The sequence below is a fragment of the Paenibacillus sp. sgz302148 genome (genome assembly GCF_056120465.1).
Genome location: NZ_JBVYOJ010000001.1, coordinates 419,034 through 442,359 on the forward strand (window position 1 = coordinate 419,034; position 23,326 = coordinate 442,359).

Below are 23,326 nucleotides of genomic sequence, written 5' to 3' on the forward strand. Positions count from 1 at the left end.
CTCGAGGCTTCTTTTTCGGCATTCCTCTTGGAATGCAACGTACATCCGGGTCCGTGGATTAATTTACGAGCGATTCGGTTAAATTTTTCGTTGTTTTCGCTAAATACGTTCATCCCTTCCGCTCGTATACTTGATCGTGTAAGGACCAATCATTCCGGAGGGGATTCACGATGAAATTAACGATGGGACAGGCCGAACTGACGATGGGCACGAAATATATGACAGAGCTGCGCGATTCCAACGATATTCTGGACGATACGGAGGAGCTTCGCGCCCGGCTTGCGGAAGACGGTTATTTGCTCATCCGCGATTTTCATGATCGCGAGGAAGTGCTGCGGGCGCGTCTTGGCATGCTGCACAAGCTTGACGAGCTCGGCAAAATCGACCGCAACTTTCCGCTTGAGGATGGCGTCATCGGCGAAGACGCCAAAGGTGCATTTTTCGGCGGACCGGCTACGGAAGAAGCGATGATGCAGCCGTTCTACGAATTGGTCAGCAGCCGCAAAGTGTTGGACTTCTTCGACCGGCTGCTTGGCGGCGAATCGATGACTTATGATTACAAATGGCCGCGTGCCGTAGGGACAGGCGACAACACCGGTGCGCATTACGACATTGTGTACATGGGGCGCGGTACGAAGCAGCTGTACACGATGTGGACGCCGATTGGCGATATTCCGCTCGAGCAAGGCACACTGGCCATGCTGCTCGGATCGCAGCATTTTGACCGGGTGAAACAAACGTACGGCGAGCTTGACGTCGACCGCGACAACGTCGAGACCGGCTGGTTCACAAGCGATCCGATTGAGCTTGTCGAGCGTTTCGGCGGAAGGTGGGCGACCACGTATTACAACGCGGGCGACGCGATCATTTTCGGCATGTTCATGATGCATGCTTCAACGAACAATACGACGAACCGCTTCCGCTTAAGCTCCGACACCCGGTATCAGCTGAAATCCGAGCCGGTCGACGAGCGCTGGGTCGGCGTTAAGCCAAAAGGACATTACGCTTGGGGCAACACGAAAATGAAAACGGTTGAGGAAGCGCGGAAGGAATGGGGCGTTTAGCAGCGTGTTCCGTTTAATGACTGGCGATTGTGACTGACCGAAATGTAGGACGATATTGACAGGCAATTGACAGTCGATAATAACAGACGATACGGCTTCCAAAACCACAGCGGAGACCACAGCGAAGCGTCATCGGAAACAACAGCGGAAACGACAAACCGTCATCGGAAACGATAGTGGAAACAACAGCGGAGACGTCAGTGGAAACGTCAGCCGAAACGTCTGCCAAAACCGCAGCGGAGACCACAGCGAACCGTCATCGGAAACAACAGCGGAAGCGACAGCGGACCGTCATCGGAAACGACAGTGGAAACAACAGCGGAGACGTCAGTGGAAACGTCAGCCGAAACGTCTGCCGAAACCGCAGCGGAGACCACAGCGAACTTTCATCGGAAACAACAGCGAACCTTCATCGGAAACGACAGTGGAAACAACAGCGGAGACGTCAGTGGAAACGTCAGCCGAAACGTCTGCCGAAACCACAGCGGAGACCACAACGAACCGTCATCGGAAACAAAAGCGGAAACTGCAACGGAAACGGCCTCCGAAACCACAGCGGAAATGTCTGCCATAAATTTACATGACTTTTCTTCAGAACAGCCTTCCATTTTTGCGAAAATAACTGGAATTGATGTAGTTAATCCGAGCAGGCAGCAGGTTTCGGAAAAAATAACTGGAAAACCTCCATCTAATTCATTGCAAAAACTCAGAAACCGGACAAAATGCTGAAATTAACTACATGTTTTCCATGTATTCGGTTCGAAAATGGCAAAAAGGTCGAAATTAACTACATGAAATCCAGTTATTCGAGATTTCAACATGTACGGATTGTGAGATGTTTGCATATGGATGGCGAATCGCTTCAGAACAAAGTACGCAGTGACAACAACCCGGATTAACGATTCTGTTTGGCCGATGCAACCGACAATCTGCAACAATTAACAATAATCCCCGGCACGCACAGCTGCCTCCAATCAAAGGCATGGCTGCGAAAGCCGGGGATTGTTGATTCGATATCAACGCCGATGCATCGGCAATTAAGCGTACATCGGATACTTCATGAACACAAGAATCGCCACGAACAGAATCCACACGATAAAGCTGAACGTCTTCAGCTTCCTCGCTTCGGCATCTCCGTTACGGCCTGCTTTAACCGCGCTGATGAGCCCTTTCATCGGCTTGCTCATAATGCCGCCGACAGCCGCTACAGCCAGGAACAGCACAATAATCAACACCATCCATACGACGGTGTATTTGCTTTGCGAAATCAAATATCCGCCTGTCAAAAATTGCACGATCAGCATAAATTGCGCAAAACGGTTGGCAGCCGCCAAACCGCTGACGAAGCCTTCCTGAGCAGGAGCGGACAATCCGCCAATACGCGAAACCAATAGCGGCACAAATAAATAAAAGCCCATGCCAACCGCGCCCAATACGTGTAGGAACAAAATGAACTGAACCAATGGAAGCAACCTCCTAAAATGATGTATGTACTTGCCTCTAGTATAGCTTATTCGGAAGGCAAGGACAACCGAAGCGCATTCCGGTATTGACGCGGCGTAGAGCCATTTTGACGCTTGAAGGCCCGCTCGAAATGTGACAAACTGTTGAATCCTGAAGCGTAACAAATATCGGTTACCGACAGTTCGGAAACGTGCAGCAGCGACTTGGCGAACTGGAGCCGTTTCTCTTGCAAGTACTGCTGAAATGGAATGCCAACCGCCTTGCGGAAACATTCGCTAAAATAGTTCGGGGCGAGCCTCGCTTGCTCCGCCGCCCGGGCCAGCGTCAAGTCCTCACGAAAGTGATGCTGCACGTATAGCAGCGCGTTGCGAACAGAAGGCTGCATTGACGAAGCCAGGTCTCTCTTCGGCTCTGGCTCTGGCTCCTGCCCCATGACGCGCGCGTAACGTGCGACTTCGATCCAGATCCGTTCCATCGCTCCGCGGATCATGCGCAAATGTCCTAACCGGGCATGTTTCATTTCCCAGGCAATACGTTGAAATTCGGTCTCCAGCATCGCCGCGTCCTCGTCGTCAAACGCGTACATCCGGCCCCCGCTTTGCTGAAACAGCATTTGTCTCATATCATCGTCCAACATTTCCTCAGAAAAAATAACATTGTAGAGTGTCAGCGTTTCCCCCGGATCGGGCCACAGCTCGTGAAAATCGGCTGGCGTCAGCAAAATCAGGCTGCCGCGTCGAAGCGGAGCCGGATTCCCGTTCAAACGGTGCTGTCCGCACCCGGCAACGAAAAAGCTCATTTCGTAAAATTCATGCCAATGAAGCTGAATCGCTCCCGTCAGCTTCTGCTCAAACAGCTGGAACGAGGATCGGGGCGGCATGTATTGCTGTAAAGTTAATCGTACAGGCTCTTGTTTGTCCATGCGCCCCTTCTCCTTTCGCAGCTTCTTCTATTTCCAGCTATCGCAGCCGCGGAACGGCATATGCCGTCCCTCCACGTAACGCGGCCGCGGCAAATAATTGTTTATTCCGGGCACCGCTTCGCCCCGCAGCAAGAACGCGGCCGCGCTCGACTCGCGCAAAATGCGCGTCGACGTCGGGATGTAGCGAATCGTCAGGCCGCAGCGACGCATGGGAGACGTATTGGCTTCCGAGCCGTGGATAATATTCGGATGGTGTACCGACACGCCGCCGGATTTCAAAATAATGTCAACCGCCTTCGATTCGTCCACCAAGGCAGGATCCACTTCGGAGTCGAGCACGCTCTCGACTTGATGATTCACCTTCATCTCCTGTAGAGCCATCGTCTGCGTACCGGGAATGACGCGCATGCAGCCGTTCTCCGGCACGGAATCGTCTACCGCGAGCCATAACGTAACGACTTCCATCGGATCAAGCGGCCAATAGCTGCCGTCTTGGTGCCAAAGCACCGGACGTCCGTCAAAAGCCGGCTTGCTGATGTAATGCGAAGCGAACAACGCAATATTCGGGCCGATGAATTGCTCGGCAATATCGAGCAGCCGGTCGTCCGATACGAGCCTGACCCAGAACGGGTCGTCCAGCATCAGAGCGTGTCCGAGGTGCTCCGGGCGCAGCTTGGGGTTTTTGGCGATCAGCCATGCGACGTGGTCTTTCGCTTCTTGCATAAGCTCCGCATCCAATACATTCGGAAATACGACATAGCCGTCCGTGTCATACTTTTGTTTTGCGTTTTGCAATAATTCGTTATTCATGTTCCGAAACCCTCCCGCGACGATCATTCATTTTAAATGGAAATTGCTTGCACAATGAGTGTATCGCATTCGGCAAACCGCTTCGCATCATATCATCCGAAGGAGTATGCATATCTTCAGATGACCCAAAAATACATTACCGGAGAATCGTCGTTCCAAGCCTGTTCCGCCCTACATATTCTATGAAATGAGATCGGATATTGAGTAGAATGGAGAATGTGCCGCGCCATGACGAAAAATAATGAGACGGTTTGTCGGCGATTTGCCCGAATTATCGGCGGCTCGCCGGGATTTGCGGGTGGAAAATGCGTAGCGACGATCGTGCGGGAACAATTGAACGTGACAATTTTGGGGAAGAGGTTCATCGTAACGACTTCTTTTTCATTCGAGTCAAAATCGACGGCTACCGGAAAAGCGTTATGCTTAGGAAGAATCGCCCTTTTGCAGCGGGAAGTTCAAGGATTTATTACGGCTATTCGCAAGGAAGGCATTAAAGTATCCTCGATCCACAACGAATGGTTGTTCGAGCAACCCCGCATCATTTATGTCAATATCGAAGCCGTATCGAAACCGCTTATTTTCGCGGCAAAAGTAAGGAAAGCGCTGGATGCGATTAAAAACACTCGTTAATCAAAAAAGACTGCCGTAAAGTCCGAAGACTTCATGGCAGTCCTTTGATGAACCGTACGAAGAACCGCTTGAATTAGCCGGTTACGATTTTGATGACGTTGCGCACGGATTGTGCCGATTTGTCCAAGGCCGCTTTTTCGTCAGCCGTCAGTTCAAGCTCGAACACCTTCTCGATGCCGTCGCCGCCAAGAATCGTAGGTACGCCCATGAACAGATTTTCATAGCCGTATTCGCCTTGAAGCAAAGCGATAACCGGGATAATCCGTTTTTTGTCTTTCAGGATCGCTTCGGTCATCTGAACGAGCGATGCCGCAGGCGCATAATAGGCGCTGCCGTTGCCGAGCAGGTTAACGATTTCGCCGCCGCCCGTGCGCGTACGTTGTACGATCGCTTCGATGCGGTCGGCAGGGATCAACTTCTCGATTGGGATGCCGCCTACGTTCGAATAACGAACGAGCGGAACCATGTCGTCGCCGTGTCCGCCTAATACGAAGCCGCGAACGTCTTCAACGGAAACGTTCAGCTCTTGCGCGATGAACGTGCAGTAACGGGCCGTATCGAGTACGCCGGATTGGCCGATCACGCGGTTTTTAGGGAAACCAAGCGTTTCGTAAGCAACATACGTCATCGCGTCAACCGGGTTGCTCAAGATGATGACGTACGAATCCGGGCAATATCGTTTTACGTTTTCGCAGACCGATTTCACGATGCCTGCATTCGTGTTGACCAAATCGTCACGGCTCATGCCTGGTTTTCGAGCAATACCGGCCGTAATGATGACGATGTCGGAGCCTTTGGTGTCTTCGTAGTTGGAAGTCCCGATAATGTTGCTATCGAAGCCTTGAACCGGGCTTGCTTCCAGCATGTCAAGCGCTTTCCCCTTCGTTGGATTCTCCAGTTGCGGAATGTCTACAAGTACAACGTCGCCCAGTTCTTTTTGTGCAAGCATCAGCGCAGTTGTTGCGCCGGTGAAGCCTGCGCCTACAACCGTAATTTTTTTACGACGAATAGCCATTGTATTTTCCTCCTCGAGGGTTCTATATTGCCCGGGTTTCCCGAGTCAACGTTTGCGAAGCTTAACATACATCCAAAAGCTTCGTAGCCTCGGAGCAAGCTCCGAAGCTACTATACTTAAGAATATGATATTACATGTTTTTAATGATTTCGTCTGCGAACGCGGAGCATTTTACTTCGGTTGCGCCTTCCATCAGACGTGCAAAGTCATACGTAACCGTTTTGTTGTTGATCGATGTTTCCATGCCTTTGTAGATCAGGTCAGCCGCTTCTTGCCAGCCCAGGTGCTCAAGCAGCATTACGCCGGACAGGATAACCGAACCCGGGTTAACAACGTCAAGACCCGCGTATTTAGGAGCCGTGCCGTGAGTCGCTTCGAAGATCGCATGGTGCGTCAAGTAGTTGATGTTCGCTCCCGGAGCGATACCGATACCGCCAACTTGAGCTGCAAGCGCGTCGGACAAGTAGTCGCCGTTCAGGTTCAATGTCGCGATGACGTCGAAGTCCGTCGGACGAGTCAAAACTTGCTGAAGCGCGATGTCGGCAATCGCATCTTTTACGATGATTTTGCCGGCGGCTTCGGCTTCTTTTTGCGCTTTGTTCGCAGCGTCCGTGCCTTGAGCTTCTTTGATGCGGTCGTATTGGCCCCAAGTGAACGTTTGCTCAGCGTATTCTTGTTCTGCGACTTCGTAGCCCCAGTTTTTGAACGCGCCTTCGGTGAATTTCATGATGTTGCCTTTATGGACAAGCGTAACGCTCTTGCGGCCGTGCTTGATTGCGTATTCGATCGCCGCGCGAACGAGACGCTTCGAGCCTTCGGACGAAACCGGCTTGATGCCGATACCGGAGGTTTCAGGGAAACGGATTTTGTTAACGCCCATTTCGTTTTGCAGGAATTGCAGCACTTTTTTCACCGCTTCAGTACCTTCTTGGTACTCGATGCCTGCATAGATATCTTCCGTATTTTCGCGGAAAATAACCATGTCTACGAGCTCAGGACGCTTAACCGGCGATGGCACGCCGTCGAAATAACGAACCGGACGCAGACATACGTACAGGTCAAGCTCTTGGCGAAGCGCAACGTTCAGGGAACGGATGCCGCCGCCGATTGGCGTCGTCAGAGGCCCTTTGATCGCTACGATATATTCGCGGATCGCTTCAAGCGTATCGTTAGGAAGCCATTCGCCGTATTGGTTGAACGCTTTTTCTCCGGCAAACACTTCGTACCAAGCGATTTTTTTCTCGCCTTTGTATGCTTTCTCTACAGCTGCGTCAAGCACGCGTTTAGAAGCGGCCCAGATGTCAGGACCCGTTCCGTCGCCTTCGATGAAAGGGATGATCGGATTGTTCGGTACTTGCAGATTGCCGTTTTGAATCGTCAGCTTTTCGCCTTCTGTCGGAAGGGCGTATTTTTCTAATTTAAACATGAGATTTCCTCCTCTATTTTCCCTAAAACATAATTGAACGGGAGCTGCATCGCCAGGATTGCAGCCGCCCGTTATGTCGGTAACTGATCGGACGAGTTATGGAATTAGCGCTGTGCGATCGGCACGTAGCTTTGGTTAACCGGACCGACGTATTCTGCGCGCGGACGGATCAGGCGGTTGTTCTCGTATTGCTCGAGAATGTGCGCCGTCCAGCCCGATACGCGGCTGATCGCAAAAATCGGCGTGAACAAATCGCGCGGAATTTCAAGCGACGTGTACACGGATGCGGAGTAGAAGTCGACGTTCGGCTTCAATCCTTTTTGGCCGGTTACGAGCTCTTCGATCTTGATCGACATGTCGTACCAGTTCATGTTGTTCGTAATTTTGCCCAGCTCGCGGGACATTTTTTGCAAATGCTTGGCGCGCGGGTCGCCGTTTTTGTAAACGCGGTGGCCGAAGCCCATAATTTTCTCTTTGTTGTTCAGCTTGTTGTTGATGTACGTTTCAACATTGTCGGCCGTGCCGATCTCTTCCAGCATCGCCATAACCGCTTCGTTCGCTCCGCCGTGCAGAGGGCCTTTAAGCGCTCCGATCGCCGAAGTGACGCCGGAATAGATGTCGGACAACGTCGCGACAGTAACGCGCGCTGCAAAAGTCGATGCATTCAGCTCGTGATCGGCATGCAAAACAAGCGCTTGGTCAAGCGCCTTCACGGCGATCGGGTCAGGTTCTTGTCCCGTTAGCATATATAGGAAATTATGGGCGATCGATACGCCGGCCTTCGGCGCGATCGGCTCCTTGCCTTCACGGATACGAGCAAATGCGGCGATAATTGTCGGAAGCTGAGCTTGCAGCTTGATCGCCTTCGTCACATTCGCTTCGTCGCTCATGTCGTTGGCGGATGGGTCGTACAATCCGAGGCTGGATACCGCCGTGCGGAGCGCAGCCATCGAGTTCGTGTTTTTCGGGAAAAGCTTGATTTGTTCAATCACTTGCGCCGGAACAGCGGCATAAGCGCTTAGGTCTTTCTGCAGCTTATCGAGCTGTGCCTCGTTCGGAAGATTGCCGAACCAAAGCAAATACGCCACTTCTTCAAATGACGCTTTTTCGGCTAATTCGTCGATGTCGATGCCGCGGTACGTCAGAACGCCATCAATAATGGAACTGATGGACGAAGTGGTCGCGACGATCCCTTCCAACCCTTTGGTTGCTGTCATCTTCAATACTCTCCTTTATTATGAAGTTGTAACTGTAGAAATATGGACAAGTTGTCCTCAAATCGAAATAGAGTTGCATAACGTAAAACCCATACCTAATGATAAGTGATTTCGTGCGATAAGTGAACAACAAGGGGTATAAAAATTCATTATCAGCACTATAGTTTTTTTCTTTCGATTTTACCGAACATGCTCTACACTATCTTTCCCATGAAACGACGAAAAATGAATGCTTTGCCCACAAAAAACGATCATTTTTCATTCGCCGCGCCAGATGGTAAAATGGTCGTATACTACGGCGAAACATGGAGGAATCATGGAGCGGATCGGCATCATCGACATCGGATCGAACTCAATACGTCTCGTGATCTACGAACAATCGGAGCAAGCCCATCGCGTCATCGACGAAAGCAAATTATCCGCAAGACTCAGCGAACATATCGACGCCGACGGAGTGCTGGCCGCGGAAGCGGTGGCGGCATTAATCGATACACTTAACCATTTTAGTTTAATTTGCGAAGCGAGCGGAGTCAAACGCATCCGCGCGGTCGCAACGGCAGCGATTCGCAATGCGGCCAATAGCGCAGCCGTCATCGAGCGCCTCCGGCGGCACACCGGCTTGAACATTGAAGTGCTCTCCGGCGACGAAGAAGCAAGAATCGGCTTCCTCGGCGTACGCAATACGATCGACATCAAAGTCGGCTTTCTTGTCGATATCGGAGGCGGCAGCACCGAAGTCACGCTGTTCAAGGACCGCGAAATCGTACATAGCGTTTCATTCCCGTTCGGGGCGGTCAACACGACGAAGCGATTCACGCGTCACGGCGAAGTTGATTCCGACGACCTGTCACGGATTAGAGCGATGGTCGAGCAGGCAATCGATCAAGAACCGTGGATACGGCAATATCCCGGATTACCGCTTGTCGGCCTAGGCGGCACGATTCGTAATTTATGCAAGATGGATCAGAAACGAAAAAAATATTCGCTCGCGCTAACCCACAACTACATGATGAGCGATAACGACATCTCGGACATGGTCTCTTCCCTCGCGATCATTCCCGTGGAAAAACGCAAAAAGTTTCCCGGCCTGTCCAAAGATCGTGCCGACATCATCGTGCCGGGTACGGTCATTTTGCAAACCGTGTTCAAGCAATGCGGCGCTTCGCATTACGTGATCAGCGGCTCCGGGCTGCGCGACGGACTGTTCTACGAGACGTTGTACCCCGAGCGGCCTGCCGTCGACGACGTGCTTGAACACAGCGTGCGCAACCTGCTGCAGTTGCACCCGTCCAGTCCGAAGCGGCACGTCGAGCTGGTCAATCGCATCGCGCTTACGCTGTACGACGACTTGCAGAAGTATCATCAGCTGCCGGAGCGTGCGAGAACCTACATGCATGTCGCTTCATTGTTGTACCGGATCGGGACGACGGTCGATTATTATCATTATGACCGGCATACGTTCTATCTGATTGCCAACTCAAGGCTGAATGGCATGTCCCATAAAGAAATACTGCTATGCGCCATGATCGCATCCCATAAAACCAAAACGAAAGCTCGCCTAACCTTCCTCGATCATCGGGATATTTTGGACGAGTCCGATTTATCGCTTGTCGTGCTGCTCGGCACGCTGCTTCGGCTTGCGATTGCGCTGGACCGTAGCGAAACGCAGACGGTGACCGAGCTATCCGCCGCGATGCACGGACTCGAACTCCGCTTAGCGGTTGCTCACCGGCATGGACTATCGATAGAGCGGCAGGAAGTCGCAACATTGGACAAAGAATTCAAGAAGGTTTGGGGACTGCAACTCCGTCTCACCACGACATGAAGCCTGGCGGTTTATTCCGCCGGGCTTCTTTTCGTTCTGCTTTCTGTTTGAAGTTACGCACTTACCGGCGCTTTATCACCTTCCGCCGATCAGCCCTTCCACTTTGCGATCTGCCGCGCCTCGAATTGACTGCGGAACGGCGCCTTATCATCCGTAATCCGCACGTAAGTGCCGCTGGACTGCAACCGGTGCGCTTTGACGTTGTCTTGCAAATTTAACCGCAAAATGTTAATGAGCATCTTCCGGGCGTCCTTGTCGAATACAGGACATAACAGCTCGATCCGGCGCGTCAAATTCCGGGACATCCAATCCGCGCTGGACACGTAGACCTCAGGGTCGCCGCCGTTTTCAAAATAGACGATGCGCGAATGTTCAAGGAACCGGTCGACGATGCTGATGACCGTTATATTCTCGCTTAAGCCGGGCACGCCGGGACGAAGACAGCAGACTCCCCGGACGATAAGATCAATCTTGACGCCGGCCTGGGAAGCGGCATACAGCTCGTCAATCATCTCCTGATGGGAGAGCGAGTTCATCTTGGCCACGATCCGGGCGGGTTTGCCCGCGGCCGCCCATTGCTTCTCCCGTTCGATCAGCTTATAAAGTTTCGTCTTCAACGAAGTTGGCGCAACGCCGAACGCCTGCCAATCGTGCGGAGCGGAATATCCCGTAATTTCGTTGAACAGCGCCGAAGCATCCTCGCCAATGACGGGATGGGCGGTGAACAATCCGATATCGGTATATAACCGGGCCGTATTCTCGTTATAATTGCCCGTGCCGACATGAACGTACCGCTGCAGCCCTTCTTGTTCGCGCCGAACGACCAGCGTGATCTTGGCGTGCGTCTTTAAGCCGACCAAGCCATAAACGACATGGCAACCCGCCTTCTCCAGCTGCCGCGCCCAAGCGATATTGCGTTCTTCGTCGAACCGCGCCTTCAGTTCCACGACAACCGTCACTTGCTTGCCCGACTCGGCCGCACGCGCCAATGCCTGAACCAGAACCGAATTGCCGCTCACCCGGTACAACGTCATTTTGATCGCCAGCACCTTCGGATCGTAAGCCGCTTCCAGAATAAAATCGTTTACGACGTCAAACGACTCATACGGGTGGTAAACGAGAACGTCCTTATGGCGCAAAGCCGCAAACATATCTTCCGCATCATCCAGCTCGCGCGGATACACCGGATCAAACGACGCAAAGCGCAGATGGTCGTAATTGTTCAGCGAGGTCGCAAATTTCATCAGATAGCTCAAATCGATCGGTCCGTCGATCTCGAATACGTTATCGGAAATTTCGAATTCTTCTTTTAACAAATCCAGCGCATACGGGTCCATCCCTTTCTGCACTTCGAGACGGACGGGCGCTCCCCAGCGCCGGCGCCTCAGTTCCTTCTCGATCTCCTCCAGCAAATCTTCGGCGCCTTCTTCGTTCAGCGTCAAGTCGGCATTGCGCGTAATCCGGAAGCCGTGTACGGCGATCGGCGTGTACCCGCTGAACAAAGTTTGAATATGACGCTCGATTAAAGCTTCCAGCAGCACGAATTCAACTTTCTTGCTGTTGCCCCGGACCGGGACCGGAACGAAACGCGGCAAGATCGAAGGCACCTGAACAAGCGCAAAATACGGCTCCTCCTCGGGATCGTCGCCTTCCCGGCGAAGCACGACGGCCAAATACAGCTCCTTCGTATGTACAAGCGGGAACGGGCGGCTCTGATCGACGGCCATCGGCGTTAATACCGGGAAGACGATATCGTGGTAATATTCGTACATCGCCTTTTGCTGCGTCGCGTTCAAGTCATCGTAATCGGCAAAATGAATGCCTTCCTTCGCCAGTTGCCGGTCCAGCTCGCGGAACGTTTTATATTGATCGGCCACCATCCGCTCGGTGCGCTTCATAATGCGCTTTAGCAGTCCGGAAGGCGTATAGCCGGAAAAATCTTTTTTATTGTAGCCGGCTTTCAATTGGTCGGTAATACCCGCAACGCGAACACTCATAAACTCGTCCAGATTGGTGGATACGATCGATAGAAACTTGATCCGCTCCAGCAGCGGCGTTTCGGCGTCCTGCGCTTCCTCCAGCACCCTGCGGTTGAATTCGCTCCAACTGATATCCCGATTGACGTATTTTGACGTATGCTCTTTTGTTTGCATTTGCGACTCCCTTTTGCCCACAATCCTACCTCCAAAGGTATGATGTCGATTTCTGTATAGGTTCATATGATCTTTTTCCATTATCGTCTTGTTATGTTTTCGACATGTTAATGATTTGTAAACATAACGTAAAGTACATGCATTTTTGTGTTGTACAAAGTCGTGATACAATAAGTGTATACATATACTCATTATATCGGAAAATGAAGCAATTATCGCAGAACCTTATCACGATTGCAGAAGGAGGGAATCGTTTGGAGAGAAAACTCGTCAATCAGTTGTTGCGCAGTCTTTGGGTGGTTTTCATTTTTGCGCTCATCGTTGCCGCCGCCATTTTCGTGACGCCGCTTGTGTATCCTTTTCTCATTGGCTGGGTTGTCGCATATATTATGAACCCGCTCGTCAACCTGCTGCACCGCAAAGCCAAGTTTCCCCGTTGGCTCGCCGTATCCGTCTCCTTGACGTTGTTTTTTGGTGCGGCGGCGACCATCCTTACGGCCATGATCACGCGAATCGTCGTGGAAATCATCAACTTAAGCAAGTCGATCGAAAGCAATATCGAATGGTGGAAAAACGAAATTTTGCAATGGATCCAATCCGATAGCGTACAAAGCCTGTTGATGCAGCTCGGCAACTTCTACCAGGAAAACCCGAATTATCAGGAAACGATCAACAAAAGCTTCAATTCGACGGCACAAAAAATCGCCGATCTCGGGACATCGGCAATCAATTTGTTCTTTAACAGTATATTGTCTTTCCTGACCTCCCTGCCGAATATCGCCACTCTAACCATTATCGTGTTGTTGGCCGCTTTTTTTATAAGCAAAGATTGGTACAAGCACATGGTCAGCTTGTCCGGCATATTCCCGTCGAATCTGCTCGGGCGCGTCAAAATTATCGGCACCGACCTGCAAAAAGCGCTGTTCGGCTACGTCCGCGCACAATTCATCATGATCTCCATCACCGCGGTGTTCGTCATCATCGGGCTGCTCGTCCTGAACGTTAAATATGCGATAACGATCGGGCTGCTGATCGGGTTCGTCGATCTGCTTCCATACCTAGGGGTAGGAGCTGCGATGATTCCATGGATCGTCTATACGTTCATGAGCGGTGACACTTCGCTTGGCATCGGATTGTCCGTGCTGTACGCCATCATCCTTGTCGTACGGCAAATCATCGAGCCTAAAGTCTTATCGACAAGCATCGGACTCGACCCACTGCCGACGCTGATTGCCATGTTCGTTGGCTTGAAGCTGTTCGGCGTGCTTGGGTTAATCATCGGTCCGGTCACTCTTGTCATTCTGAGCGCTCTGCATCGAGCCAATGTATTCCGTGATATTCGCGACTACATCCTGCAAGGGAGCCGAACCGTCTAACGGTCTCTTCTTAAGCTTCATTTACATTTTGTTTCAAAAGGGCATATAATTCCGGCGCCTCTCGATCCAGACGCGCCGGTTTCCATTGTCCGTTCAGCCACATATGCCGCGTCCTGCCGCTGACCAGAAGCTGACCGAAAGGCTCGTCTCGTTGCTCGTACGATTCTCCGCTTATAGCTTGCTCGGCTGAAATACGGCAAACCTGCGATTCAAATTCCATCCGTACATGGGAAAATGCCGCGATACGCGTACATACGACGAGCTCGTCATCGTAACGTGCCGGCAGCCGGTATTTGATCTCCGCATCAACGACCGGCAGCAGCAGCCCTTTTTCCTCGATTGAACGATAAGGAACGCCCATTTCCCGGATCAACTCGGTACGCCCGATCTCAAACCAATTCAAGTAGTTCGCATGGTATACGACACCCATCTGATCCGTCTCCTGATACCGCACCCTAAGCCTATGAAAATACCATTGTTTCGGTTGCATGCTTCTCCTCCAATAGGTTGCAAATACCCTGCTTCCGCAGCGGCGGAGAGCAGGGTACCTGGTAAACATATTACATCACTTTAGCTTGTCCGGAATAAATAATGCCGACCTCTGCATAAACGGAAACTTCCATGTTGTCCTGCAGCAGGTTCATCGCATTGTTTACGCCTACGATAACCGGAATGCCAAGGCTTAAGCCTACAACCGCCGCGTGAGACGTAATGCCGCCGGATTCGGTAATAACTGCCGCCGCTTTCTCGAAAGCAGGCATATATTCTTTGTCCGTCGCTACCGTTACCAGGATTGAACCCGGCTCCGTCTTCTCCAGCGCTTCTTGCGGCGTGCGCGCGACGACGATTTTGCCGGTCGCGCTTTGGCTGCCGATGCCTTGGCCTTTGGCGATCATTTCGCCGATATGATGGATTTTGATCAGGTTCGTCGTTCCGGAGCGGCCTACCGGCACGCCTGCCGTAATGACGACCAGATCGCCGAGAGCCAGATGCCCGGACTGCATGCCGCCCTCTACCGCGATTTCGAACATTTCATCGGTCGTTTCCGCATTGCGGCCAAGAACCGGGATAACGCCCCAGATGATCGACAGTCTGCGCATCACTTGCTCATTCGGCGTTACGGCGATAATCGGCGCTTTCGGACGGTATTTGGATACCATACGCGCCGTATAACCGCTCTCCGTCGAGGTGATGATCGCTTTCGCTTGCAAATCCAAAGCCGAGTTCGCCACAGCCTGGCTGATCGCTTCGGTAACGGTCGTTTGCTGCGCCAAGCTTTGCTTCGTGAAAATCTCGCGGTAATGAAGCGCCGATTCCGCGCGTTCCGCGATGCGGGACATCGTCAGCACCGACTCGACCGGATATTTGCCGGCAGCCGTTTCGCCGGACAACATGATCGCGTCCGTGCCGTCAAAAATCGCGTTCGCCACGTCGCTCGCCTCCGCGCGCGTCGGGCGCGGGTTGCGCTGCATGGAATCAAGCATTTGCGTAGCCGTAATGACCGGTTTGCCGGCACGGTTACATTTTTCGATCATTCGCTTCTGTACAAGAGGTACTTCTTCGGCTGGAATTTCGACGCCGAGGTCGCCGCGCGCAACCATCAATCCGTCGGAAACCTCTAGAATTTCATCGAGGTTGTCCACGCCTTGCTGGTTTTCGATCTTCGAAATGATCTGAATATGGCGAGCATTGTAGCGCTCGAGCAGCTCGCGGATTTCGAGCACGTCGCTTGCTTTGCGCACGAACGACGCGGCGATAAAATCGATGCCTTGCTCGATGCCGAAAATGATATCGTTCGCGTCCTTCTCCGTAATGCCCGGCAGCGAGATGCTCACGCCCGGCACGTTAACGCCCTTCTTGCTCTTGATCGTACCGCCGTTCACGATGCGGCACTCGATTTCCGTACCTTGAATGCCAACGACCGTCAAACCGATCAAGCCATCGTCAATCAATACCGTGGAACCGATATGTAGATCACCCGGCAAATCCTTGTACGTGACGGAAATCCGTTTGGCATCGCCCAGAATCTCTTCCGTTGTCAAAATAATGTGCTCGTCCTGCACGAGCTCAATCGGTTCTTCCTTCAGCTTGCCTGTACGAATTTCAGGGCCTTTCGTGTCAAGCAGAATCGCTACGGTTTTGTTCAATTCCTTGGAGCCTTGACGAATATTTTTGATCCGGTTGCCATGCTCCTCGAAATCGCCATGGGAAAAATTGAGGCGGGCGATGTTCATTCCCGCTTCGATCAATTTTTTCGTGTTTTCGAGCGATTCACTCGACGGGCCAATCGTACAAACAATTTTCGTTTTGCGCATGTTCTGAATTCCTCCGGGTTTATAGTGTATCAAAGTGTATCAATAAAGCCATATTTGCCGATTTGCCGGAATTTGCGGTAGCGATCCTCGCGCAATTGTTCCGGTGTCATCTGCATCAGCTCTTGTAAATGACGCCATACGGTCTCTTTAATTACTTCGCCAAGCGGGGCGTAATCGCCGCGGTGGGCGCCGCCTTTGGTTTCTGGAATGATCTCTTCGATGATGTCGAATGATTTCAAGTCTTGTGCCGTAATTTTCATCAGTTCTGCCGCGGTGTCCGCCTTGGAAGCATCCTTCCATAGGATCGATGCGGCGCTGTTCGGGGAAGCGACGGAATAAATCGCATTCTCCAGCATGAGGATCCGGTTGCCGACGCTAATCGCCAAAGCTCCGCCGCTGCCGCCTTCGCCGATAACGACGCAAATGATCGGCACGCCAAACGACGACATCTCCATCAGGTTGCGGGCAATCGCTTCCGATTGGCCACGCTCCTCCGCGGTGTCGCCGGGATATGCCCCTTTCGTGTCGATAAACGTAATGATCGGGCGTTTGAACTTGTTCGCTTGGCGCATCAGACGGAGCGCCTTGCGGAAACCTTCCGGATGCGGGCTGCCGAAGTAACGGGCGATATTGTCCTTCGTATCTTTGCCGCGCTGATGGCCGATGACGGTCACCGGAACACCTTCCAGCTTGGCGAGCCCGCCCACGATCGCTTTGTCGTCGCCGAAAAGCCGGTCGCCGTGCAGCTCGATAAAATCGGTGAAGATCGTCTGCACCAGATCCAGCGTCGTCGGCCGCGCCGGGTGCCTTGCGATCTGCATTTTTTGCGGAGCGGTCAAATTACTGTACAGCTCGTCCTCCGCTTCGGCATACTTCACTTCCAGACGGGCGATTTCATCGGTAAAATCGATATGCTTGTCCTTGCCGAAACGCTTCAGCTCATCGATTTTTTTCCTTTGTTCGACAAGAGGCCGCTCAAAAGGCAACTCTGATGCCATTTATGAAACATCCCCTTTCACTAGATGCATGTCCAACAGCTTCGTCAATGTTGCTTTCAAATCTTTGCGATGCACGACCAGATCGAGCTGTCCGTGCTTCATGTTGAACTCGGACGTCTGGAACGTATCGGGCAGCTTCTGGCGAATCGTCTGTTCGATGACGATCGGTCCGGCAAAACCGGTTCTTGCGCCCGGCTCCGCAATATTGAAATCGCCGAGCATGGCGAAGCTTGCCGTTACGCCGCCGTACGTAGGGTCCGTCAGAACGGAGATGTACAATCCGCCTTGCTCGCCTAACCGTGCAAGCGCCGCGCTTGTTTTCGCCATCTGCATGAGACTGAAAATGCTCTCTTGCATTCTCGCGCCGCCGGATGTCGAGAATATGATGAGCGGGTATCCTTTTTGCGTTGCCGCTTCAATCGCCCGCGTAATTTTTTCCCCAACGACGGAACCCATGCTGCCGGTAAAAAAGTCCGCGCTCATCGCCGCTACGACGACAGGAAATCCCCCGATCGTACCTTCGCCCGTGACGACCGCTTCGCGCAGGTTCGATTTTTCCATTTGCTGCTGAAGCTTCTCCGGATATCCCGGGAATCCTAACGGATCTTCCGGCACCATTTCGCTGTCATACTCGAACAAACGTCCGTCGTCGAGTGTAATTTCAATCCGCTCGATCGCGCTAAGACGGGCATGGAAACCGCAAGCCGGACAAACCTTCAAGTTTTTCTCGAGCTCTTTGCTGAACTGAATCGTTCCGCATTTGGCGCACTTGTTCATCAGGCCTTCCGGTATGTCGCGTTTCGTACGCTCGCTTGGAATCGTTGCGTATTTCTTTTTTTTCTGAAAGAAATCTTTAAACACAAATCGCACCTCACCAGGCGTTATTGGATCGATCTATTCAAGAACAATCATATCATCTACGGTCGTAATATCGAATTGAGCACTTCCTGAACTTCTTCCACTTCGCCGGAAGGCACCAAGATTTCGAATTGATTCTTCGATAGGTTAATAGCGCGAAGCTGCACCAGAAACCCTTCTTCCGTAAGTTTCTGCTTGATCATGTCGGCGATTTTCGCCGTTGGCGCAATGTAGATAACAGTCCACATCAGCGATTAACCTCCCTGACCCTTGCATTCGTTAAAGCCCACACAATGGATTAATGATATCATAACTACTCTTTTCATCGCAACAGAAGTAGGGACCGATTGCAAGGAAGCAGGCGCCGGCGCACGCGCTCAATCATCCGCTGTGTCATATTCCTGTGCGTTTTTGTCCTTATGGGCGATTCTCGCCGATGCAGCTGCGGCAAGGCCCGCGACGAGGTCATCCAGAAAAACGTGAATATGTTTTCCCTTCTGGTTCAATTGCCGGATAATGCCAGTTTTTTCCTTATCCAAATAGCCGAAGCTCGTTAATCCGATCATGCCGTACACGTTCGTAATGCCGAGCGCAAGCGTCTCGTCTACGCCGTACAGCGACTCGTCCACTTCCATAATGGCTTGCAGCGGCTGGGGGAGCAGCTTCTTCTCCGCCAATTCGTCGAGCGCGATGCCCGTGTACAGCACGTATTGCACCTCGCGTTTCTTCAAGACGGCAACGACGCTTTCCGCGCATTCCTCCAGTTGCAAGCTCGCATTATACGGTTTTTGCAGCTTGTACACGATTTCCGCTATCGATTCGACGGTAACGCCTCTTTGATTCAGTAATCCGATGACATGGCTATGCGACATAAAAATAACCTCCCCCATGATGCGGATGCGCGCAGCCTGAGGTTTGTTTCCCCTTGGACCGCGCGCAGCCGTGTGTTTTCTAAATGTATGCGGGAGGCCGGACAATTGTTCATTCGTCCGGAAAATTTTAACGATAAAAAAAGTTTTAGTTCGATGAAGCATTAAAGCGAAAGAGAACTTTCTTTACCAAGAAAAGCTTCCTCTTACGCAGGGTCATTCATCGTGGAAAGGGCTCCGAATAGGAGCTTTTCTTATGGTACGAAAGTCGGGCTTCGCCAATGCGTTGAAGGTCGAGCTTCGCCCAAGCGTTTTTTACTTGACGCGAACCGTGCCTTGGCCGAGAAGCGCCTCAATCGCTTTGAACAGCTCCGGCGACGGCTTCACCCGGTACTTGTCGGAGAGCGCGAGCAGCTTCTGCTCGCGTTCGTAGAACAAGGCGGTCGTCAGGGCGCCGGGATGGTTCAGCAGCAGCGCTTTCAGCTCGGACAGCGTCTGCGGGTTTTCGTTTGGCGCGGCGATCTTGATGAAGACGCGCTGCGATGAGGCGGCCGCCCCCCGCTTCGCAGGGGAGGCCGCAGGCACCGGCGGCGCCGGCGAGGACGCCGCCGCTTGGGGTGCGGCGCTGCGCGTCGCCGCACCGGGGGCTCGCGCGGGCTGCTGCGCTGCGCCCGCGCCCTGCCGGGCCGCCGCAGGCGCAGCGTAGCGGCCCGCGGGCCTTGCGGCGCGCAGCGCGCGGATGCGCGCCGTGAAGCCGGCGCTGTCCGCGGCAGCGGCGTCGGCGTCCTCGAGCGGCAGCAGCTCGGACGCGAGCAGCTTGACGTCCTCGTCCTGGTGCTGCAGCTTCGCCTTGACGACGTACAAGCCGCCCTTGCGGACGAACGCTTCGCTGCGCCGCCATACGTCCTGGAACAGGACGACCTCCGTCTTGGCGATCCGGTCCTCCAGCTCCATAAACGCCATCGGCTGCCCTTTCTTGTTCACGATCGTCTTGAGCGCAACCGCCATGCCGTAGACGGTCACTTCGCTGTTGTCGGCATATTCGGGCAGGTCGACCAACCGGTCGAGCTCAAGCGGCTCCAACAGCTTCTCGAACGCGTCCAGCGGATGACCGCTGATGAACATGCCGAGCAGCTCGCGCTCCAGATCGAGCTTCTGGGTTGGCGTGAGCGGGCTCACCTCCGGATACGGAATATCCCAATTCGTCGCTTCGGCGAACCCGAACAGCTCGATCTGCAGGTCGTCTCGCTCCTTCTTCCACTTCGCAGCGGAATCGAGCGTCGGATCGAGCATGATGAGCAGCTGCGCCCGGTGACCGCGAAGCGTGTCGAACGCCCCGGCCTGGATAAGCGATTCCAGCACCCTGCGGTTCACAACGCGCAAGTCGACGCGGCGGCAGAAGTCGAGCAAGCTGTCGTACGGCCGCTCCTTCCGCTCCTGGATGATGCTCTCAATTGCCTGGGTGCCGACGTTCTTGATCGCCGCAAGTCCGAAGCGGATCGCGCCGGTATTCGATACGAGTCCGGGGCCGGTACTGCCTGGAGCTCGAGCCGCATGATCAGTTCGCTCCGACGTTTCGTTCAAGGCAAGATCGTCATACGCTCCGTCATTTACGACATTGAGGCCGTCTGGATCAGGAGCTTCCATGCCGCCAGAATTCGCTGCGGCGCCATCATTATGGCGCTCAGCCCCCGTATCGGGAACCGGCGTAAACAGCACGCCGCTTTCATTGACGTCCGGAGGTAAAATCGGAATGCCCATCTTTCGGCAATCGTCGACATATTCGGCAACCTTCCGCTGGTTGCCCATAACGGCCGTCAGCATAGCCGCCATGAACTGCACGGGATAATGCGCCCGCAAATACGCCGTCTGAAAAGCAAGCACGCCGTAAGCGGCGGCATGCGCCCGCGGGAAGCCGTAATTGGCGAAGCGCAAGATCATGTCGTATACCCGGTTCGCCTCATCCGCCGTATACCCTTGCCGCTCGCTGCCCGCGACAAAATGCGCTCGCTCTTCGTCCAGCACCTCGCGCTTCTTCTTCGACACGGCGCGCCGCAGCAAATCCGCTTCGCCGAGGTTGAAGCCCGCCATCGACGATGCGATCTGCATGATCTGCTCCTGGTACACGATAATGCCGTACGTATCGGCCAAGATTGGCTCCAGCGACGGATGCGGGTATTCCACCTGAATCTGTCCGTGCTTGCTTTGGATGAACTTCGGAATGAACTCCATCGGGCCCGGTCGATACAACGCCACAACGGAGACGATGTCCTCGAATTTCGAAGGCTTTAGCTCCTTCAGCACCTTCCGGCAGCCGGCCGACTCTAACTGGAAGACGCCCGTCGTATCGCCGCGGCTTAACATCTCGTAAGTGAGCGGATCGTCGTCAGGCACTTGACGGAAGTCGATGTCGACGCCGTATTGCTCCTTGACCCAAGCAAGCGTCCGCTCGATGATCGAAAGCGTGCGCAAGCCGAGGAAGTCCATTTTAAGCAGCCCGACCGCTTCCAAATGCTCCATCGAATATTGCGTCAATGCCGTCTTCTCCGTGCCGCTCTGCAATGGAACGTAATGCGTCAGCGGTTCTCTGGAAATAACGACGCCCGCCGCATGGGTCGAAGCATGCCGCGGCATGCCTTCGACCTTCATCGCCATCTGCACGAGCTCAGCCGCTTTTTCGTTCGTCGCGCACAGCGATTTCAGCTCCGGGCTAAGCTCCAGCGCTTCCTCGATCGTAACGCCGAGCTGGAACGGAATCATTTTCGCAGTCTGATCAACGACGCTGTACGGCAAATTCATAACCCGGCCGACATCGCGGACCGCGGCGCGCGCCGCCATCGTACCGAACGTGATGATTTGCGCCACATGCTCCGCGCCGTATTTGCGCGTAACGTAATCGATCACCTCGTCCCGCCGCTCGTCGCTGAAATCGATGTCGATATCCGGCATCGTGACCCTCTCCGGGTTCAGAAACCGCTCGAAGAGCAGCTTATACTTCAGCGGATCGACATCGGTAATGTTTAGCACGTAAGCAACAAGGCTGCCCGCCGACGAACCGCGGCCCGGGCCGGTCATAATGCTCTGCTCATGCGCGAATCGGATAAAGTCCCATACGATGAGAAAATAGTCCGAATACCCCATCTTCTCGATCACGCCAAGCTCATAACGCAGCCGTTCCGTCGCTTTCTCCCGGTAGGCCGGATCGTTCCAGTTCTCCGTCGAACCGTATCGCCGCTCGAGCCCTGCATGGCACAGCTCGAACAAATATTGCGCGGCCGTCATTCCCTCGGGAATCGGCTTGAACTCCGGCAATATCGATCGGCCGAATTCCAGCTCCAGCCTGCACTTATCGGCGATGACCCGCGTATTGGCAATCGCTTCCGGCACATGACGGAATAGGGCGCTCATTTCGTCAGCGCTTTTCAAATACAGCTGATCGGTCGTGATCCGCATCCGTTCCTTGTCGTCCACCGTCTTGCCGGTGCCGATGCAGATGAGAATGTCCTGCGCCGTATGGTCGGCAGGCTGCAAGTAGTGAACGTCGTTCGTGGCAACGAGCGGAATGCCCGTCTCGCGGCTTAGCGCGATCAGATCCTCCATTACTTTTTTCTGTTCGAAAATCCCATGGTCTTGAAGCTCCAAGTAAAAATCCTCGCCGAAAATCGACCGATACCTTTCCGCCGCGGCCTTCGCCTCCGCTTTGCGCCCATGCAGCAAATGCTGCGGCACCTCGCCCGCCAAGCAGGAGCTGAGGCAAACCAAACCTTCGGCATACCGTTCCAAGCTGCGCAAATCGATGCGCGGCTTATAATGGAATCCTTCCAAATGCGCGATCGTACATAGCTTCATCAAATTGCGATAACCTTGCTCGTTTTTGGCTAGCAGAATCAAATGGTAGATCGGGTTATCCTGGCGCGTCCCTTTATCCGAGAGCGCCCCCGTCGTCATATACATCTCGCAGCCGATGATCGGGCGAATCCCGTTCGCCATGCATGCTTTATAGAAAGGCACGGCGCCGTACATGACGCCGTGGTCCGTCAGAGCGAGCGACTCCATGCCGAGCTCCGCTGCTCGCTTCGCTAGCCCCTCGATGCGCGCGGCGCCGTCGAGCAAGCTGTATTCACTATGAACGTGGAGATGGACAAAACTGCTCATCCGGCCGTAACCCCCGTTTTCCCGATAGATTTGTTTCACTATTTTATCATAATCTAGCGGTCAAATCTCATATATAATAAAAGCTCCTATTCGGAGCCTTCTCCACGATGAATGACCCTGCGTAAGAGGAAGCTTTTCTTGCGAGATAAGGAAGACGGGACTCTGAAGCTTATACTTTCTTATCTCAAATTAACCCCACAAAGTGGGGCTTTGCTTCGAAGATGATTCA

19 protein-coding genes are annotated in these 23,326 nt (G+C 53.3%); 5 read left to right on the forward strand and 14 right to left on the reverse strand.

Annotated elements, in window-relative coordinates:
- The first annotated feature begins 170 nt into the window (after positions 1-170).
- Together AC0LWM_RS01990 and AC0LWM_RS01995 are read left to right on the forward strand one after the other, a co-directional pair.
- Positions 171-1,064, forward strand: coding sequence for a phytanoyl-CoA dioxygenase family protein (locus AC0LWM_RS01990; RefSeq protein ID WP_474673219.1), 894 nt, complete (start codon positions 171-173; stop codon positions 1,062-1,064).
- Positions 1,065-1,394: 330 nt separating this feature from the next.
- Positions 1,395-1,793 carry a hypothetical protein gene (locus AC0LWM_RS01995; protein ID WP_474673220.1) on the forward strand — a complete coding sequence of 133 codons (399 nt, stop codon included), beginning with the start codon at positions 1,395-1,397 and terminating at the stop codon, positions 1,791-1,793.
- 308 nt (positions 1,794-2,101) lie between these two features.
- Here the strand turns inward: AC0LWM_RS01995 and AC0LWM_RS02000 are convergent, their stop codons facing one another.
- From AC0LWM_RS02000 to AC0LWM_RS02010, 3 genes are read right to left on the reverse strand one after another with little or no spacing between them, the layout of a single operon-like run.
- On the reverse strand, positions 2,102-2,527 hold the full coding sequence (locus AC0LWM_RS02000) for a hypothetical protein (RefSeq protein WP_474673221.1): 426 nt from the start codon (positions 2,525-2,527) through the stop codon (positions 2,102-2,104).
- A gap of 47 nt (positions 2,528-2,574) precedes the next feature.
- Positions 2,575-3,450 (reverse strand): helix-turn-helix domain-containing protein, encoded by an 876-nt coding sequence (locus tag AC0LWM_RS02005; RefSeq protein ID WP_474673222.1) that lies wholly within the window; start codon positions 3,448-3,450, stop codon positions 2,575-2,577.
- A gap of 27 nt (positions 3,451-3,477) precedes the next feature.
- Positions 3,478-4,260, reverse strand: a complete 783-nt coding sequence (locus AC0LWM_RS02010; RefSeq protein WP_474673223.1) for a phytanoyl-CoA dioxygenase family protein — start codon at positions 4,258-4,260, stop codon at positions 3,478-3,480.
- 228 nt (positions 4,261-4,488) lie between these two features.
- On the opposite strand from AC0LWM_RS02010, the gene AC0LWM_RS02015 reads away from it, so the two are divergent.
- Positions 4,489-4,890 carry a DUF1259 domain-containing protein gene (locus AC0LWM_RS02015; protein ID WP_474673224.1) on the forward strand — a complete coding sequence of 134 codons (402 nt, stop codon included), beginning with the start codon at positions 4,489-4,491 and terminating at the stop codon, positions 4,888-4,890.
- A gap of 73 nt (positions 4,891-4,963) precedes the next feature.
- On the opposite strand, the gene mdh is transcribed toward AC0LWM_RS02015, so the two are convergent.
- The 3 genes from mdh to citZ all read right to left on the reverse strand — a co-directional run bounded on the left by mdh (position 4,964) and on the right by citZ (position 8,548).
- Positions 4,964-5,905 carry a malate dehydrogenase gene (gene mdh / locus AC0LWM_RS02020; protein WP_474673225.1) on the reverse strand — a complete coding sequence of 314 codons (942 nt, stop codon included), beginning with the start codon at positions 5,903-5,905 and terminating at the stop codon, positions 4,964-4,966.
- Between the two features lie 130 nt (positions 5,906-6,035).
- Positions 6,036-7,331, reverse strand: coding sequence for an NADP-dependent isocitrate dehydrogenase (gene icd, locus AC0LWM_RS02025; protein ID WP_474673226.1), 1,296 nt, complete (start codon positions 7,329-7,331; stop codon positions 6,036-6,038).
- A 104-nt stretch (positions 7,332-7,435) separates the two neighbouring features.
- Positions 7,436-8,548, reverse strand: a complete 1,113-nt coding sequence (citZ, locus tag AC0LWM_RS02030) for a citrate synthase (protein WP_474673227.1) — start codon at positions 8,546-8,548, stop codon at positions 7,436-7,438.
- A 316-nt stretch (positions 8,549-8,864) separates the two neighbouring features.
- Here citZ and ppx point away from each other — a divergent pair, with 316 nt between their 5' ends.
- Entirely contained in the window at positions 8,865-10,373 is a 1,509-nt protein-coding gene (gene ppx, locus AC0LWM_RS02035; protein WP_474673228.1) for an exopolyphosphatase, read from the forward strand.
- 89 nt (positions 10,374-10,462) lie between these two features.
- Here ppx and ppk1 read toward each other — a convergent pair whose 3' ends face one another.
- Positions 10,463-12,526 (reverse strand): polyphosphate kinase 1, encoded by a 2,064-nt coding sequence (gene ppk1, locus AC0LWM_RS02040; RefSeq protein WP_474673535.1) that lies wholly within the window; start codon positions 12,524-12,526, stop codon positions 10,463-10,465.
- Positions 12,527-12,780: 254 nt separating this feature from the next.
- Here ppk1 and ytvI point away from each other — a divergent pair, with 254 nt between their 5' ends.
- Positions 12,781-13,902 (forward strand): sporulation integral membrane protein YtvI, encoded by a 1,122-nt coding sequence (gene ytvI / locus AC0LWM_RS02045; RefSeq protein ID WP_474673229.1) that lies wholly within the window; start codon positions 12,781-12,783, stop codon positions 13,900-13,902.
- Between the two features lie 10 nt (positions 13,903-13,912).
- Here ytvI and AC0LWM_RS02050 read toward each other — a convergent pair whose 3' ends face one another.
- From AC0LWM_RS02050 to AC0LWM_RS02080, 7 genes are all read right to left on the reverse strand, one after another.
- Positions 13,913-14,392, reverse strand: a complete 480-nt coding sequence (locus tag AC0LWM_RS02050; protein ID WP_474673230.1) for an acyl-CoA thioesterase — start codon at positions 14,390-14,392, stop codon at positions 13,913-13,915.
- Positions 14,393-14,462: 70 nt separating this feature from the next.
- On the reverse strand, positions 14,463-16,217 hold the full coding sequence (gene pyk / locus AC0LWM_RS02055; RefSeq protein WP_474673231.1) for a pyruvate kinase: 1,755 nt from the start codon (positions 16,215-16,217) through the stop codon (positions 14,463-14,465).
- A 29-nt stretch (positions 16,218-16,246) separates the two neighbouring features.
- A complete protein-coding gene (locus tag AC0LWM_RS02060; protein ID WP_474673232.1) occupies positions 16,247-17,215 on the reverse strand; it encodes an acetyl-CoA carboxylase carboxyltransferase subunit alpha in 969 nt (322 codons plus the stop codon).
- Positions 17,216-18,076 (reverse strand): acetyl-CoA carboxylase, carboxyltransferase subunit beta, encoded by an 861-nt coding sequence (accD, locus tag AC0LWM_RS02065; RefSeq protein WP_474673233.1) that lies wholly within the window; start codon positions 18,074-18,076, stop codon positions 17,216-17,218.
- A gap of 56 nt (positions 18,077-18,132) precedes the next feature.
- A complete protein-coding gene (locus AC0LWM_RS02070) occupies positions 18,133-18,321 on the reverse strand; it encodes a glutamate decarboxylase (protein WP_474673234.1) in 189 nt (62 codons plus the stop codon).
- A 129-nt stretch (positions 18,322-18,450) separates the two neighbouring features.
- Positions 18,451-18,945 carry a phosphatidylglycerophosphatase A family protein gene (locus AC0LWM_RS02075; protein ID WP_474673235.1) on the reverse strand — a complete coding sequence of 165 codons (495 nt, stop codon included), beginning with the start codon at positions 18,943-18,945 and terminating at the stop codon, positions 18,451-18,453.
- A gap of 312 nt (positions 18,946-19,257) precedes the next feature.
- Positions 19,258-23,097, reverse strand: coding sequence for a DNA polymerase III subunit alpha (locus AC0LWM_RS02080; protein WP_474673236.1), 3,840 nt, complete (start codon positions 23,095-23,097; stop codon positions 19,258-19,260).
- Positions 23,098-23,326 lie beyond the last annotated feature (229 nt).